This window comes from Spiroplasma endosymbiont of Zeiraphera isertana, assembly GCF_964030805.1.
Classification (GTDB): Bacteria; Bacillota_I; Bacilli_A; order Mycoplasmatales; family VBWQ01; genus Spiroplasma_E.
Genome location: NZ_OZ034965.1, coordinates 420,076 through 434,597, shown reverse-complemented (window position 1 = coordinate 434,597; position 14,522 = coordinate 420,076). Strand labels below are relative to the sequence as shown.

The 14,522-nt window shown below is 23.6% G+C and carries 23 protein-coding genes and 5 pseudogenes; 10 read left to right on the top strand and 18 right to left on the bottom strand.

Features of this window, described 5'->3' with window-relative positions; all coding sequences use genetic code 4:
- On the top strand, nucleotides 1–393 hold the full coding sequence (locus AAHM78_RS03080; protein ID WP_342254319.1) for a transposase family protein: 393 nt from the start codon (nucleotides 1–3) through the stop codon (nucleotides 391–393).
- 50 nt (nucleotides 394–443) lie between these two features.
- Nucleotides 444–818 (top strand): transposase family protein, encoded by a 375-nt coding sequence (locus AAHM78_RS03075; protein WP_342254611.1) that lies wholly within the window; start codon nucleotides 444–446, stop codon nucleotides 816–818.
- Nucleotides 819–820: 2 nt separating this feature from the next.
- Here AAHM78_RS03075 and AAHM78_RS03070 read toward each other — a convergent pair.
- Together AAHM78_RS03070 and AAHM78_RS03065 are read right to left on the bottom strand one after the other, a co-directional pair.
- Nucleotides 821–994, bottom strand: a pseudogene (locus tag AAHM78_RS03070) (helix-turn-helix domain-containing protein); the annotation flags it as partial.
- 358 nt (nucleotides 995–1,352) lie between these two features.
- Complete coding sequence (locus AAHM78_RS03065; RefSeq protein WP_342254317.1) at nucleotides 1,353–1,640, bottom strand: hypothetical protein; 288 nt, start codon at nucleotides 1,638–1,640, stop codon at nucleotides 1,353–1,355.
- 321 nt (nucleotides 1,641–1,961) lie between these two features.
- Between AAHM78_RS03065 and AAHM78_RS03060 the strand changes: the two genes are divergently transcribed.
- Complete coding sequence (locus AAHM78_RS03060) at nucleotides 1,962–2,870, top strand: hypothetical protein (protein ID WP_342254316.1); 909 nt, start codon at nucleotides 1,962–1,964, stop codon at nucleotides 2,868–2,870.
- 70 nt (nucleotides 2,871–2,940) lie between these two features.
- On the opposite strand, the gene AAHM78_RS03055 is transcribed toward AAHM78_RS03060, so the two are convergent.
- Together AAHM78_RS03055 and AAHM78_RS03050 are read right to left on the bottom strand one after the other, a co-directional pair.
- The gene (locus AAHM78_RS03055; RefSeq protein WP_342254944.1) at nucleotides 2,941–3,306 is read right to left on the bottom strand and encodes a transposase family protein; all 366 of its coding nucleotides are present in this window, start codon (nucleotides 3,304–3,306) and stop codon (nucleotides 2,941–2,943) included.
- A gap of 59 nt (nucleotides 3,307–3,365) precedes the next feature.
- The gene (locus AAHM78_RS03050) at nucleotides 3,366–3,758 is read right to left on the bottom strand and encodes a transposase family protein (RefSeq protein ID WP_342254315.1); all 393 of its coding nucleotides are present in this window, start codon (nucleotides 3,756–3,758) and stop codon (nucleotides 3,366–3,368) included.
- Between the two features lie 114 nt (nucleotides 3,759–3,872).
- Here AAHM78_RS03050 and AAHM78_RS03045 point away from each other — a divergent pair, with 114 nt between their 5' ends.
- Nucleotides 3,873–4,694, top strand: coding sequence for an IS1595 family transposase (locus tag AAHM78_RS03045; protein WP_342252843.1), 822 nt, complete (start codon nucleotides 3,873–3,875; stop codon nucleotides 4,692–4,694).
- A gap of 178 nt (nucleotides 4,695–4,872) precedes the next feature.
- On the opposite strand, the pseudogene AAHM78_RS03040 reads toward AAHM78_RS03045, so the two are convergent.
- The 3 genes and pseudogenes from AAHM78_RS03040 to AAHM78_RS03030 all read right to left on the bottom strand — a co-directional run.
- Nucleotides 4,873–5,481 (bottom strand): annotated as a pseudogene (locus AAHM78_RS03040) (IS30 family transposase); the annotation flags it as partial.
- Nucleotides 5,482–5,627: 146 nt separating this feature from the next.
- A complete protein-coding gene (locus AAHM78_RS03035) occupies nucleotides 5,628–5,993 on the bottom strand; it encodes a transposase family protein (protein WP_342254958.1) in 366 nt (121 codons plus the stop codon).
- 59 nt (nucleotides 5,994–6,052) lie between these two features.
- Nucleotides 6,053–6,286: a transposase family protein gene (locus tag AAHM78_RS03030; protein ID WP_342253542.1), complete on the bottom strand. Its 234-nt coding sequence runs from the start codon at nucleotides 6,284–6,286 to the stop codon at nucleotides 6,053–6,055.
- An 89-nt stretch (nucleotides 6,287–6,375) separates the two neighbouring features.
- Between AAHM78_RS03030 and AAHM78_RS03025 the strand changes: the two genes are divergently transcribed.
- The 4 genes and pseudogenes from AAHM78_RS03025 to AAHM78_RS03010 form a co-directional block, all read left to right on the top strand.
- Nucleotides 6,376–7,197, top strand: a complete 822-nt coding sequence (locus AAHM78_RS03025) for an IS1595 family transposase (RefSeq protein ID WP_342252843.1) — start codon at nucleotides 6,376–6,378, stop codon at nucleotides 7,195–7,197.
- Nucleotides 7,198–7,465: 268 nt separating this feature from the next.
- Nucleotides 7,466–7,798 (top strand): annotated as a pseudogene (locus tag AAHM78_RS03020) (IS30 family transposase); the annotation flags it as partial.
- A gap of 142 nt (nucleotides 7,799–7,940) precedes the next feature.
- Nucleotides 7,941–8,657: an IS1595 family transposase gene (locus AAHM78_RS03015; protein ID WP_342254312.1), complete on the top strand. Its 717-nt coding sequence runs from the start codon at nucleotides 7,941–7,943 to the stop codon at nucleotides 8,655–8,657.
- An 88-nt stretch (nucleotides 8,658–8,745) separates the two neighbouring features.
- A pseudogene (locus AAHM78_RS03010) lies at nucleotides 8,746–9,285 on the top strand (IS30 family transposase); the annotation flags it as partial.
- An 18-nt stretch (nucleotides 9,286–9,303) separates the two neighbouring features.
- Here the strand turns inward: AAHM78_RS03010 and AAHM78_RS03005 are convergent.
- The 8 genes and pseudogenes from AAHM78_RS03005 to AAHM78_RS02980 all read right to left on the bottom strand — a co-directional run bounded on the left by AAHM78_RS03005 (nucleotide 9,304) and on the right by AAHM78_RS02980 (nucleotide 12,622).
- On the bottom strand, nucleotides 9,304–9,690 hold the full coding sequence (locus AAHM78_RS03005; protein WP_342254310.1) for a hypothetical protein: 387 nt from the start codon (nucleotides 9,688–9,690) through the stop codon (nucleotides 9,304–9,306).
- Between the two features lie 87 nt (nucleotides 9,691–9,777).
- On the bottom strand, nucleotides 9,778–9,945 hold the full coding sequence (locus AAHM78_RS03000; RefSeq protein WP_342254309.1) for a hypothetical protein: 168 nt from the start codon (nucleotides 9,943–9,945) through the stop codon (nucleotides 9,778–9,780).
- A gap of 84 nt (nucleotides 9,946–10,029) precedes the next feature.
- Nucleotides 10,030–10,116: pseudogene (locus tag AAHM78_RS16675) on the bottom strand (transposase-like zinc-binding domain-containing protein); the annotation flags it as partial.
- Between the two features lie 92 nt (nucleotides 10,117–10,208).
- Nucleotides 10,209–10,346, bottom strand: a complete 138-nt coding sequence (locus AAHM78_RS16670; protein ID WP_425289778.1) for a hypothetical protein — start codon at nucleotides 10,344–10,346, stop codon at nucleotides 10,209–10,211.
- A gap of 264 nt (nucleotides 10,347–10,610) precedes the next feature.
- On the bottom strand, nucleotides 10,611–10,844 hold the full coding sequence (locus AAHM78_RS02995; protein ID WP_342254308.1) for a transposase family protein: 234 nt from the start codon (nucleotides 10,842–10,844) through the stop codon (nucleotides 10,611–10,613).
- A 17-nt stretch (nucleotides 10,845–10,861) separates the two neighbouring features.
- Nucleotides 10,862–11,002, bottom strand: a complete 141-nt coding sequence (locus AAHM78_RS02990; protein ID WP_342252823.1) for a hypothetical protein — start codon at nucleotides 11,000–11,002, stop codon at nucleotides 10,862–10,864.
- A gap of 142 nt (nucleotides 11,003–11,144) precedes the next feature.
- The gene (locus tag AAHM78_RS02985; RefSeq protein ID WP_342254018.1) at nucleotides 11,145–11,348 is read right to left on the bottom strand and encodes a hypothetical protein; all 204 of its coding nucleotides are present in this window, start codon (nucleotides 11,346–11,348) and stop codon (nucleotides 11,145–11,147) included.
- Nucleotides 11,349–11,884: 536 nt separating this feature from the next.
- Entirely contained in the window at nucleotides 11,885–12,622 is a 738-nt protein-coding gene (locus tag AAHM78_RS02980; protein WP_342254307.1) for a hypothetical protein, read from the bottom strand.
- A gap of 79 nt (nucleotides 12,623–12,701) precedes the next feature.
- Between AAHM78_RS02980 and AAHM78_RS02975 the strand changes: the two genes are divergently transcribed.
- The gene (locus tag AAHM78_RS02975; protein WP_342253733.1) at nucleotides 12,702–13,094 is read left to right on the top strand and encodes a transposase family protein; all 393 of its coding nucleotides are present in this window, start codon (nucleotides 12,702–12,704) and stop codon (nucleotides 13,092–13,094) included.
- Between the two features lie 50 nt (nucleotides 13,095–13,144).
- Entirely contained in the window at nucleotides 13,145–13,519 is a 375-nt protein-coding gene (locus tag AAHM78_RS02970; RefSeq protein WP_342255006.1) for a transposase family protein, read from the top strand.
- Between the two features lie 156 nt (nucleotides 13,520–13,675).
- Here AAHM78_RS02970 and AAHM78_RS02965 read toward each other — a convergent pair whose 3' ends face one another.
- The 3 genes from AAHM78_RS02965 to AAHM78_RS02955 all read right to left on the bottom strand — a co-directional run bounded on the left by AAHM78_RS02965 (nucleotide 13,676) and on the right by AAHM78_RS02955 (nucleotide 14,470).
- Nucleotides 13,676–13,909, bottom strand: a complete 234-nt coding sequence (locus AAHM78_RS02965) for a transposase family protein (RefSeq protein ID WP_342254306.1) — start codon at nucleotides 13,907–13,909, stop codon at nucleotides 13,676–13,678.
- A gap of 17 nt (nucleotides 13,910–13,926) precedes the next feature.
- A complete protein-coding gene (locus AAHM78_RS02960) occupies nucleotides 13,927–14,067 on the bottom strand; it encodes a hypothetical protein (protein ID WP_342252823.1) in 141 nt (46 codons plus the stop codon).
- Between the two features lie 241 nt (nucleotides 14,068–14,308).
- Complete coding sequence (locus AAHM78_RS02955) at nucleotides 14,309–14,470, bottom strand: hypothetical protein (RefSeq protein ID WP_342254305.1); 162 nt, start codon at nucleotides 14,468–14,470, stop codon at nucleotides 14,309–14,311.
- Between the last annotated feature and the right edge of the window lie 52 nt (nucleotides 14,471–14,522).

The window sequence follows — 14,522 nt, the reverse complement described above, 5'->3', positions numbered from 1 at the left end:
ATGTTGAAAAAATATAAAGATGATCAAGAATTTTATAGTTTAGTCGGCATAAAGCCACAAACATTTTATAAAATGCTTGAAATTTTAAAAATTGCTGAGTCTAAACAAAAATATTATGGTGGTAGAAAAAATAAAATTGTAATTGAAGAGCGTTTATTAATGACTTTAGAATATTGAAAAGACTATAGTAGTTATAGAGTTATTGCAAAAAGATATAATATTAGTAATACTAGTTGCATTCGTAATATTTTTTGAATTGAAAATATTTTAATAAAAAGCGGAATTTTTAATTTACCTGGAAAAAAAGATTTAACAAAAAATAAAGGTACTAATAATAATTTGTTAGCTATTGATGCTACTGAAACTCCAATTGAAATAATTAAAAAAAACTAAAATTACTTTTTTCAGTTAAAAAGAAACATCATTCTCTCAAATCCCAAATAATTATTGATATTTCCAATGGAAAAATCATTTCAACTGCTTTTTGTTTTGGAAGCATTCATGATTTTAAATTGCTTCTAAAATCTAAAACTTTTATTCATCCAGAAAAACAAGTTTTTGTTGATTCAGGTTATCAAGGTATACAAAATATTCATAAAAATACATTTTTGCCATTTAAAAAAAGTAAATACAATCAATTAACACCAATTCAAAAAGAATACAATAAAACTTTAAGTAAAATTAGAATTAAAATTGAACACGTATTTGCTAAACTAAAACGTTTTAAAATTTTAAGTTTAAAATATCGCAATAAAATACGAAGATTTGCATTAAGATTTAATTTAATAGCAGGAATATATAATTTTGAATTACCTTAGTTTTGCACCAAGTCTAATATTTCTAATGGCAATAAGTTTTTATTTAATAATCTACAAACTCTATGTACAGTTGATTTACTATAATCAACAATTTTTGCTATTTTACGAATCGAAAATCCATAATTTTTATATTCTTTTATTGCTATTATTGATTCAATACTCAGATACTTATACATTGCGCTAATTCCTTTCTTTTCTTAATTATAGAACTAACACAATTTAATTTTTATATAAGTGTCCTTTTTAATTTTACAATTAAAGAATTGATAATCAACAACTATTACTCGTTTCTACATTTACTACTTTTGCTAAATTAAATTCTTGAGGGATCGGTGATGAAGTAATATTTAAACTAGTTATGTTATTAAGTTTTGCTAATTCTTCTCTTGCTTTAACTAATTCAAGTTAAACTTTAGTTCTTTCTAATTGTTTTTTAAGAATTTTTGCTCCTACTGTTTCTAATTGTAATTCTTCTAATTTTCTCTGAAGAATACTTTATTTTTCATTATTCTCATCTTCTAATTCTACTTTCTCTTATTTATTTTGTTTAATCGTAGCTTTAATAACTGCACCCATCATAGCAGCAGATGTACCTGCACTAGCTGCTATTCCTAAATCAGAACATTGAAAGCCATCAATTCCGCCAACCGCTAATGTTACTACTGTAGCAGTACCGGCAGTTATTATAGGTAAATTTTTTACAAATTTTTTTAAATTTCTTTCGAACACTTTTTTTCTTGATAGTGAAGGTTTAACAACTTCCACTACATAATTATTTTCATCTTGCGTTGAAGAAGCCAATGAAGATTTACTAATATCCATTTTTATTTCTCTCTTTCTAATCTATGAAAAATATCCTTCTGATTAATATAATTTAATAAAAAACTAATATAAATAAAAAATACTTATATTAGTAATGAACATATATTAAATTATTAATAATACTATCACAAATATTGATTTTAATAAAATTTAATATTTCATTTTATTACTAAAATAATTTCTTATAATAAATATTACAAATAAAGTAATTTCTCGTTTACAAAAAAATATTAGATATAATACTTGTAAACTAAAGATATAGTTTTGGACCTATTGTTTTATTTTTTAACAAATAGGTTTTTATTTTAAAAGGGGGACAAAATGAAAACAATTAAAAAAGAACAAATATTTACTAACAAAGCATATTTAATAAATTATGAAACTGTAGAAAAAATTAAAAAACAATTACTAAATTTAAAAGGAGAAAAAATAAAACTTATTGAAAAAAGTGAGAAAATTGAAAAAGAAATTAATAATTATCAAAAAACTATTCAATTTTGAATTAAACAAAATAAAGAAATAGAAGATAAAGTATTTCAATTTAATATTCAAATCTATAAATTAAAGGAACAAAAAATTAACAAAATTAAATTTTTTTTTATTAATCTTTTTTCATTTGGAAAAATAAATAAAAATAGAAGTATTAATAATTTAATTGAAACAGAAGAAATAAATTGTGAATTATTTAAAAAAACAAAATTAAATAATCAACAAAAAATTAATATTTTAAATTCAAATTATATTGAAAAACAAACAAAATACGCAAATTTAATAACTAATATTAATCAAATAACTGAATATGAAAACAAATTATTAGAAGATAAAAATAATTTGTTAAATAATAATAATAATTTATTAATTGATTTAATAAATCAAAAAGAACAGCAAGAAAAAGAAACAATTGTCGAAGTCAATGAGCAAATGGTTGAACAATTTGAATCAGAAATATTTCAACTTACTGAAAAAATTTGTGATTTGGAAAAACAATTATTATCTAACAGTAGTGATGAAGGCTTTAATTCAAAATCTACATCAACAGATTCTTTAAATTCAGATATTTCAGTACCTCTAAAAATACAAACAAAACCACAAATATCTAACCCCATTAATAAACAAAAAGAAAAAGACATCCCCCGAGAACAAACACTACGTAAATATGAAAATGATATTTCAACAAAAAATTATAAGCAAAGAATAAAGCCAACTAATTCAAGAATAATAAAATTTTAAAAATTAAACATATTTAAATAAACGCCTTTTATGGCGTTTATTTAAATTATATATTAGACTTGGTGCAAAACTAAGGTAATTCAAAATTATATATTCCTGCTATTAAATTAAATCTTAATGCAAATCTTCGTATTTTATTGCGATATTTTAAACTTAAAATTTTAAAACGTTTTAGTTTAGCAAATACGTGTTCAATTTTAATTCTAATTTTACTTAAAGTTTTATTGTATTCTTTTTGAATTGGTGTTAATTGATTGTATTTACTTTTTTTAAATGGCAAAAATTTATTTTTATGAATATTTTGTATACCTTGATAACCTGAATCAACAAAAACTTGTTTTTCTGGATGAATAAAAGTTTTAGATTTTAGAAGCAATTTAAAATCATGAATGCTTCCAAAACAAAAAGCAGTTGAAATAATTTTTCCATTGGAAATATCAATAATTATTTGGGATTTGAGAGAATGATGTTTCTTTTTACCTGAAAAAAGTAATTTTAGTTTTTTTTAATTCTTTCAATTGGAGTTTCAGTAGCATCAATAGCTAACAAATTATTATTAGTACCTTTATTTTTTGTTAAATCTTTTTTTCCAGGTAAATTAAAAATTCCGCTTTTTATTAAAATATTTTCAATTCAAAAAATATTACGAATGCAACTAGTATGACTAATATTATATCTTTTTGCAATAACTCTATAACTACTATAGTCTTTTCAATATTCTAAAGTCATTAATAAACGCCCTTCAATTACAATTTTATTTTTTCTACCACCATAATATTTTTGTTTAGACTCAGCAATTTTTAAAATTTCAAGCATTTTATAAAATGTTTGTGGCTTTATGCCGACTAAACTATAAAATTCTTGATCATCTTTATATTTTTTCAACATAATAACTATCACCTTTAATATTAATAATAATTGTTAAATTGTTAAAATTAAAGGTTTTGCACCAAGTCTATTAAAGAAACGGACTTCTCCCCACATGTACTTGTGGAGGAAACAATGAAATTGAATGAGTTCAACAATATATTTCAAACAGAAAAAGATTGTTTGAAATATATAGCAAGTTTGAAGGAAAACAAATGTATGAGGTGTTCTTGAACAAATTTGAATACTTCTGATTTAAGAAGAATAAGATGTTTGAAATGTCATCAAACATTTAGTATTCTTCATGACACCATTTTTTACAAGTCACAAACACCTTTGACATCTTGGTTTTATCTCATCTTTAGATGAATAAACACCAAACATGGAATTCCATCAACTGATGTTGCAAAAGAATTGGGAGTAACTTTGAAAACTGCTTGAAGAATGGGTCATAAAATCCGAAGTGCAATTGCAAAACAAGAACCTCAATTCATTGTTGAGGGCATAGTGCAAATGGATGAAATGTATCTTTCACATATGGGTTTTAAAAAACAAGGAAGATCCTTAAAAAATAAAACTTTGATTGTTGGGATTTATGAAAAAACAACCAATAATTTAATTGTGAAAGTGTTGAAAAATGCAAATCAAAAAAATCTTTTGCAATTTGCAAGAAACCACATTTCTTCAAAGTGTGATGTACATACTGATTCTTGAAAAGGATATCGCCATTTTAAATCAGTTTTCACTAAGCATGAAACAGTTAACCATCAAGATGGCTATGTTTCAAAAACTGGTGTAAACATAAACCAGATTGAATCGGCATGAAAGCACATCAGACGAACATTTAAAACACATATCAAAGTTGAAAAACATCATGTTCATTTATACGCAAAAGAATCGGCATATAAATTCAACAATATACCTAGTTTTGAAACTGTAATGTTATGTTTGATTTAAAAATGTGGGGAGAAGTCCGTAGATAGGCTTTTCTCAGCATTTATGTGATAAAATTTAAAAATAGTACATAAAGGGAGAAAAGCCTAAAGAAATTTTCAATCTTTAGAAATTAGCAATATCAACTTTATCTTTTGCTTTTGGTATATCCTGAGTTGTAAATATAAATGGGACAGTTTTTTTAAAATAATTGTATTAAATCTATTGGTCTTTTATAAGAGAGCGATTTTCTGGGTGTAGAATTAATTTGAAATGCTATAAAATTTAAATCTTTTTGTTTATATGAAGATAGATCTGTATATTTTGGTAAATATCTTCTTAAAATACCATTATTATTTTCATTTAAACACCTTTGGCAAGGTTTACCAGGATCTGAAAAATAAATTTTGACATTACAAATTTTTTTGATTAATCTTCATTTACTAAATTCTTTACCACGATCAAAAGTAATGGTTTTAACTGTTCCTTTTTGTAACTTTGAAATAAATTTTATTATACTTTTCGTAATATTTTCTGATTTATAATTTTTAGTTACTAAAGGAATTGTGGTTTTTGATCATATATCAGCCAAAGTAATAATAGAACTTTTATGATCTTTGCCAATGATAGTATCACCTTCTAAATGACCAAATTCTTGTATATTTTTAATATTAGGAATGATTAAATTTCTTTCATGAATATACTTACAATTATTAATTTTGCCCCTAGTTTCTTTTTGTTTGTGAGATTTATTTTTGCCTTTTCTCAATAAGTTATTTTCATCAAAACCCATTCGATTTGTTTTAAACATCTTTAATTGTAAAATTAAAAAGGACACTTATATAAAAATTAAATTGTGTTAGTTCTATAATTAAGAAAAGAAAGGAATTAGCGCAATGTATAAGTATCTGAGTATTGAATCAATAATAGCAATAAAAGAATAGACTTGGTGCAAAACTAAGGTAATTCAAAATTATATATTCCTGCTATTAAATTAAATCTTAATGCAAATCTTCGTATTTTATTGCGATATTTTAAACTTAAAATTTTAAAACGTTTTAGTTTAGCAAATACGTGTTCAATTTTAATTCTAATTTTACTTAAAGTTTTATTGTATTCTTTTTGAATTGGTGTTAATTGATTGTATTTACTTTTTTTAAATGGCAAAAATGTATTTTTATGAATATTTTGTATACCTTGATAACCTGAATCAACAAAAACTTGTTTTTCTGGATGAATAAAAGTTTTAGATTTTAGAAGCAATTTAAAATCATGAATGCTTCCAAAACAAAAAGCAGTTGAAATAATTTTTCCATTGGAAATATCAATAATTATTTGGGATTTGAGAGAATGATGTTTCTTTTTACCTGAAAAAAGTAATTTTAGTTTTTTTTAATTCTTTCAATTGGAGTTTCAGTAGCATCAATAGCTAACAAATTATTATTAGTACCTTTATTTTTTGTTAAATCTTTTTTTCCAGGTAAATTAAAAATTCCGCTTTTTATTAAAATATTTTCAATTCAAAAAATATTACGAATGCAACTAGTATGACTAATATTATATCTTTTTGCAATAACTCTATAACTACTATAGTCTTTTCAATATTCTAAAGTCATTAATAAACGCTCTTCAATTACAATTTTATTTTTTCTACCACCATAATATTTTTACGGACTTCTCCCCACATGTACTTGTGGAGGAAACAATGAAATTGAATGAGTTCAACAATATATTTCAAACAGAAAAAGATTGTTTGAAATATATAGCAAGTTTGAAGGAAAACAAATGTATGAGGTGTTCTTGAACAAATTTGAATACTTCTGATTTAAGAAGAATAAGATGTTTGAAATGTCATCAAACATTTAGTATTCTTCATGACACCATTTTTTACAAGTCACAAACACCTTTGACATCTTGGTTTTATCTCATCTTTAGATGAATAAACACCAAACATGGAATTCCATCAACTGATGTTGCAAAAGAATTGGGAGTAACTTTGAAAACTGCTTGAAGAATGGGTCATAAAATCCGAAGTGCAATTGCAAAACAAGAACCTCAATTCATTGTTGAGGGCATAGTGCAAATGGATGAAATGTATCTTTCACATATGGGTTTTAAAAAACAAGGAAGATCCTTAAAAAATAAAACTTTGATTGTTGGGATTTATGAAAAAACAACCAATAATTTAATTGTGAAAGTGTTGAAAAATGCAAATCAAAAAAATCTTTTGCAATTTGCAAGAAACCACATTTCTTCAAAGTGTGATGTACATACTGATTCTTGAAAAGGATATCGCCATTTTAAATCAGTTTTCACTAAGCATGAAACAGTTAACCATCAAGATGGCTATGTTTCAAAAACTGGTGTAAACATAAACCAGATTGAATCGGCATGAAAGCACATCAGACGAACATTTAAAACACATATCAAAGTTGAAAAACATCATGTTCATTTATACGCAAAAGAATCGGCATATAAATTCAACAATATACCTAGTTTTGAAACTGTAATGTTATGTTTGATTTAAAAATGTGGGGAGAAGTCCGTAGATAGGCTTTTCTCAGCATTTATGTGATAAAATTTAAAAATAGTACATAAAGGGAGAAAAGCCTATTTTTATTTAGACTCAGCAATTTTTAAAATTTCAAGCATTTTATAAAATGTTTGTGGCTTTATGCCGACTAAACTATAAAATTCTTGATCATCTTTATATTTTTTCAACATAATAACTATCACCTTTAATATTAATAATAATCGTTAAATTGTTAAAATTAAAGGTTTTGCACCAAGTCTAATATAAAAATTATGGATTTTCGATTCGTAAAATAGCAAAAATTGTTGATTATAGTAAATCAACTGTACATAGAGTTTGTAGATTATTAAATAAAAACTTATTGCCATTAGAAATATTGAATCAATTTCAAAAAAATAAACAAAATGCAGGCAGAAAATTAATAATTTTAACTTTAACAGAAATTAATAGTATTAATCATTTGTTAATTACCAAAAAGTATGCTTTTGATATAATTGCTAACTTTTTAAAGGAAAATAAAATAAAAAGTATTTCAACAAAAACTTTATATAACATGTTTAAAACAAATCGAATGGGTTTTGATGAAAATAACTTAGGAAATTATCCCCGCATGTACTAGTGTGGAGGAAAAAATGAATTGAAATGAATTCAATAGCATATTTCAAACTGAAAACGATTGTTTGAAATATATAGCGAAGTTGAAAATAATGAAATGAATCAGGTGTGCTTCTTCTAGTTTGAATACTTCTGATTTGAGAAGAATACGATGTTTGAACTGTAACCAAACATTTAGTATTCTTTATGGAACCATTTTTTATAAGTCACAAACCCAAATGACATCTTGGTTTTATCTCATCTTTAGATGAATAAACACAAAGCATGGCATACCAGCAACCGATGTTGCAAGGGAATTGGGTGTGACCTATAAAACAGCTTTAAGAATGTGTCATGAAATCAGGACTAGAATTGGAAATCAAGATGCAGGTTTCATTGTTGATGGCACAGCACAGATGGATGAAATGTATCTTTCACATTTAGGTTTTAAAAAACAAGGAAGATCCTTGTTGAATAAAACTTTGATTGTTGGAGTTTATGAGAAAACCAGCAAAAAACTAATTGTGAAGGTGCTGAAAAATGCAGGTGAAAAAAACCTTTTAAGATTTGCATTGAAACACATTTTTACTGAGTGCTGTCTATTTACGGATTCTTGGAAGGGATATGTAAGTTTCAAAAACTTCTATCCCAAACATGAAATAGTAAATCATGAAGTTGGGTATGTGTCACCAACAGGTGTAAACACAAACCAGATTGAATCAGCATGAAAGCACATCCGACGAACTTTCCGAACACACATAAGAGTTTCAAAGCACAATATTCATTTATATGCAAAAGAATCAGCATATAAATTCAATAACATACCTAGTTTTGAAACTGTAATTTTGTGTTTGATTTAAATACATGCGAGGATAATTTCCTGGGTAGGCTTTTATCTCCATTTATGTGATAAAATTTAAAAATAGTACATAAAGGGATAAAAGGCATAACTTATTGAGAAAAGGCAAAAATAAATCTCACAAAAAAAAAGAAACTAGGGGCAAAATTAATAATTGTAAGTCTATTCATGAAAGAAATTTAATCATTCCTAATATTAAAAATATACAAGAATTTGGTCATTTAGCAGGTGATACTATCATTGGCAAAGATCATAAAAGTTCTATTATTACTTTGGCTGATATATGATCAAAAACCACAATTCCTTTAGTAACTAAAAATCATAAATCAGAAAATATTACGAAAAGTATAATAAAATTTATTTCAAAGTTACAAAAAGGAACAGTTAAAACCATTACTTTTGATCGTGGTAAAGAATTTAGTAAATGAAGATTAATCGAAAAAATTTGTAATGTCAAAATTTATTTTGCAGATCCTGGTAAACCTTGCCAAAGGGGTTTAAATGAAAATAATAATGGTATTTTAAGAAGATATTTACCAAAATCTACAGATCTATCTTTTAATTTTCAAAAAAACTCTTGATGAAATAAAAAAAATCATCAACCTGGCCTAAAATTTGATTTTATTTAATTTTGGGATTTATTTTTTTTACAAACTGAAATATAATGCTTCAGATTTTGCATAAGGTGATATTTTATAATGTTGGTATTTAAATTTTCATAAATTGAGGTAATTTTGAATATTGGTAAATCCAATGCCATGATAATGAGTAATAAATTCTTTTAAACTTGATTGTATTTTACTGATATTACTTAAATTTTTATAATTTAATTCTTTATTTTCTTTTGATTTAAATTTCTTGAGAGTACATTTTGTTTGTTTAGCTACTGTAGCATATAGTATTTGCATATCACAAACTATAATTGATTTTTCTTCGATAAGCTTAGATGTTAAATTTTCTTGTACTCATTTTTTTGTTAATCTTTTAGTATTTGTTGTTTGAGCATAAATATTTTTATTTTCATCAATTGCCATTTCAATACAACAGTTTCAATCTTTAGCATTTTCTTCAATTCATTTTTTTCTTGGATCATCTGGATTTTTGAAATTTCCTTTATGAATTTATTTGATAAAAGTTTCATCAATTTCAATTCTACCTTTTAATTTTGCGAATGGTTTTTGTGTTTTTGCTAATTGTGATGATTTCATAAATTTTTGACGATTAAATCATGCTGATGTTTTTGAAATTTTAGCAAATTGAGAAATAGTATAAGCAGATTGACCTAACAATGACAATCAAATTATTCAATCTCATTGTTCATGAGATAAATGACTTCAATGTAAAAAATGATTTCTTAAAGCATCAAAGCTACTTTTACAATCTTTGCATAAATATTTTTGCTTATTATTCTTAAAACCATTTTTTACACATCAATAAGATTTACAATTTGGACATTGAATTCCTTTTTCTTTAAATTTTTTATCAATTGCATCTAATTTTTCTTTTTTCTCAATTTGTTTAATTCTATTTTTAAACTAGACTTGGTGCAAAACTAAGGTAATTCAAAATTATATATTCCTGCTATTAAATTAAATCTTAATGCAAATCTTCGTATTTTATTGCGATATTTTAAACTTAAAATTTTAAAACCTTTTAGTTTAGCAAATACGTGTTCAATTTTAATTCTAATTTTACTTAAAGTTTTATTGTATTATTTTTGAATTGGTGTTAATTGATTGTATTTACTTTTTTTAAATGGCAAAAATGTATTTTTATGAATATTTTGTATACCTTGATAACTCTGGATGAATAAAATTTTTAGATTTTAGAAGCAATTTAAAATCATGAATGCTTCCAAAACAAAAAGCAGTTGAAATAATTTTTCCGTTGGAAATATCAATAATTATTTGGGATTTGAGAGAATGATGTTTCTTTTTACCTGAAAAAAGTAATTTTAGTTTTTTTTAATTCTTTCAATTGGAGTTTCAGTAGCATCAATAGCTAACAAATTATTATTAGTACCTTTATTTTTTGTTAAATCTTTTTTTTCAGGTAAATTAAAAATTCCGCTTTTTATTAAAATATTTTCAATTCAAAAAATATTACGAATGCAACTAGTATAACTAATATTATATCTTTTTGCAATAACTCTATAACTACTATAGTCTTTTCAATATTCTAAAGTCATTAATAAACGCTCTTCAATTACAATTTTATTTTTTCTACCACCATAATATTTTGTTTAGACTCAGCAATTTTTAAAATTTCAAGCATTTTATAAAATGTTTGTGGCTTTATGCCGACTAAACTATAAAATTCTTGATCATCTTTATATTTTTTCAACATAATAACTATCACCTTTAATATTAATAATAATCGTTAAATTGTTAAAATTAAAGGTTTTGCACCAAGTCTAATGAAATAATATTTTTAAAATCAATTTTAAATATATAAAGAGGTTGTAATTACAACCTCTTTATATATTTTTTTACATTTTTTGTGATTTACTACTAAAACTTTGACTTTTACTTGTTGAAGCTTCACTGTTTACTTTTGTTTTATCTTTTTCAAATCCAAGAGCATTAGCAACTCTTTCTCGTCTTTCACGTTCGTTTTTTTCTCCTCATGCTTTGTTTATTCTTTCAGCGTCTTTTGCACGTTTATCTTTATTTGCTTGACTTCATTTTTCCATATTGTAAAATTACTCTCTTCAATATTTTTGAATATTTTTTTCTATCCTTAAAATATCCAAGAAGAATTATATATTTTTAAAACAAAAAATGTGTAATAAATAATGAATAATCACTATTTTTTAAAATAGTGATTAAGACTTTAATATTTAATTAAATTTATTACTTATTGCTTATGTTAATAAGCATTTTACTTTATTTCAGTTATGATTTGAACTTGTTGAAGGCAGTTGCTCTTGCTGATTTATTGTATTTCGTATAGATGAATCAAAATTATGATTATTTTTTGATTTAATAATTGAATTTTCTAAAATACTATTTGAGTTATGATTTATTGTTTCATTACTTATTATTTCGTCTAGTTTTTTATCTTTTCTATTATCTAATTCTTGTTTTAAAATATCATATTGAGTTTTTAATTTTGTTTCTAACTTATTACTAGTTAAATTTTCGATATTTTTTTCAACATTTTTTTTAATTTCTAGTTCTTCTTTAGTTTTACCAAGATTTCTTTTGTTTACAAATGGTATTTTACGAATTAATGAATAAAATTTTTGTTTAATTCATACTTCAACTTTTTTTGTTTTTTCTGTTGCAATAGTTCATATTCCTTTATTAACAATTCAAGCAATACCAATACCTCTACTATTGATACTAAAGTTTTTTCTCATAATATTGTTGATATAATAGGGACTAATGCTGGTACAGCAACAGGTATTGCTAAAAGTGTAATACTTAATAATGAAAGAGAAATAAATATTATTAATTCTGATTTTGATATTTTTCAGTTTGATATTTTTTCTTGTTCACTTAAAAATTTTTTAATTGATACAGGTTCAATTTTAATATTTTTTTCTGGATTTGAATTTGGTTCAATTAAGAGAAGATCATCTTTATATTTATTGATATTTTCATATTTTTTCAATTGTTTCATGACTTCAATATTACCGTTTGTAAGTTCTTGAAAATCAATCACTTCTTCGGTAATAGAATTATTAATATGTACAAGAGTAGTTACAAAAATTATTTCATCTTTAATTGGTAAAATTTCTTCGTAAATTTTTTCAATTCCCGTTTTTTTTCTTTGTTTTTCATCATAAATTGTTACAGAATTATATGTATATTTTGTTAAATTAATATCACTTTCTTTTGTTTTTTTAAATTCTTCAATTTGTTTTTTAAGTTTCTGAATGTCTTTTGCTTGTTCTTGAATTGTTGTTTGTAATTTTGATATTTCTTTTGTATTTAAAATTGAAGTCGGTAATAAATTTTTCAATTTTGATAATAGACTTGGTGCAAAACCTTTAATTTTAACAATTTAACGATTATTATTAATATTAAAGGTGATAGTTATTATGTTGAAAAAATATAAAGATGATCAAGAATTTTATAGTTTAGTCGGCATAAAGCCACAAACATTTTATAAAATGTTTGAAATTTTAAAAATTGCTGAGTCTAAACAAAAATATTATGGTGGTAGAAAAAATAAAATTGTAATTGAAGAGCGTTTATTAATGACTTTAGAATATTGAAAAGACTATAGTAGTTATAGAGTTATTGCAAAAAGATATAATATTAGTCATACTAGTTGCATTCGTAATATTTTTTGAATTGAAAATATTTTAATAAAAAGCGGAATTTTTAATTTACCTTGAAAAAAAGATTTAACAAAAAATAAAGGTACTAATAATAATTTGTTAGCTATTGATGCTACTGAAACTCCAATTGAAAGAATTAAAAAAAACTAAAATTACTTTTTTCAGGTAAAAAGAAACATCATTCTCTCAAATCCCAAATAATTATTGATATTTCCAATGGAAAAATTATTTCAACTGCTTTTTGTTTTGGAAGCATTCATGATTTTAAATTGCTTCGAAAATCTAAAACTTTTATTCATCCAGAAAAACAAGTTTTTGTTGATTCAGGTTATCAAGGTATACAAAATATTCATAAAAATACATTTTTGCCATTTAAAAAAAGTAAATACAATAAATTAACACCAATTCAAAAAGAATACAATAAAACTTTAAGTAAAATTAGAATTAAAATTGAACACGTATTTGCTAAACTAAAACGTTTTAAAATTTTAAGTTTAAAATATCGCAATAAAATACGAAGATTTGCATTAAGATTTAATTTAATAGCAGGAATATATAATTTTGAATTACCTTAGTTTTGCACCAAGTCTACTATAAAATTCTTGATCATCTTTATATTTTTTCAACATAATAACTATCACCTTTAATATTAATAATAATCGTTAAATTGTTAAAATTAAAGGTTTTGCACCAAGTCTAATGATGTTTCTTTTTACCTGAAAAAAGTAATTTTAGTTTTTTTTAATTCTTTCAATTGGAGTTTCAGTAGCATCAATAGCTAACAAATTATTATTAGTACCTTTATTTTTTGTTAAATCTTTTTTTCCAGGTAAATTAAAAATTCCGCTTTTTATTAAAATATTTTCAATTCAAAAAATATTACGAATGCAACTAGTATAACTAATATTATATCTTTTTGCAATAACTCTATAACTACTATAGTCTTTTCAATATTCTAAAGTCATTAATAAACGCTCTTCAATTACAATTTTATTTTTTCTACCACCATAATATTTTGTTTAGACTCAGCAATTTTTAAAATTTCAAGCATTTTATAAAATGTTTGTGGCTTTATGCCGACTAAACTATAAAATTCTTGATCATCTTTATATTTTTTCAACATAATAACTATCACCTTTAATATTAATAATAATCGTTAAATTGTTAAAATTAAAGGTTTTGCACCAAGTCTAATAAATTTCTTTGAGTTTTATTTTCATTGCATTTTTATTGCCATTCATTTTTTTACCTCTCAAACTTATATAATTTAACAAGTAAATTATATATAAATTATATCATTTTACTTAATTCATATTTAGTATTTTTTATTAAAAAATTTTAATAAATATACAATAAAAATATGTTTATGAAAACGTAGGTGATTTTGCAATAATATCATCAGTAATTTTCTCTATATTCTCATTCTCATTTATATCTTTTATATCATCATCATTTAGTGTTGCTTCTTTTCCTAAATTTTGATTTCATTTTTCAATTTTTAAGATATGTATTTTAATCTTTGTCATTCTGAATCCCTTCTTAATAAAAACCTTGTATGAATAAATTATACAAAAAAAT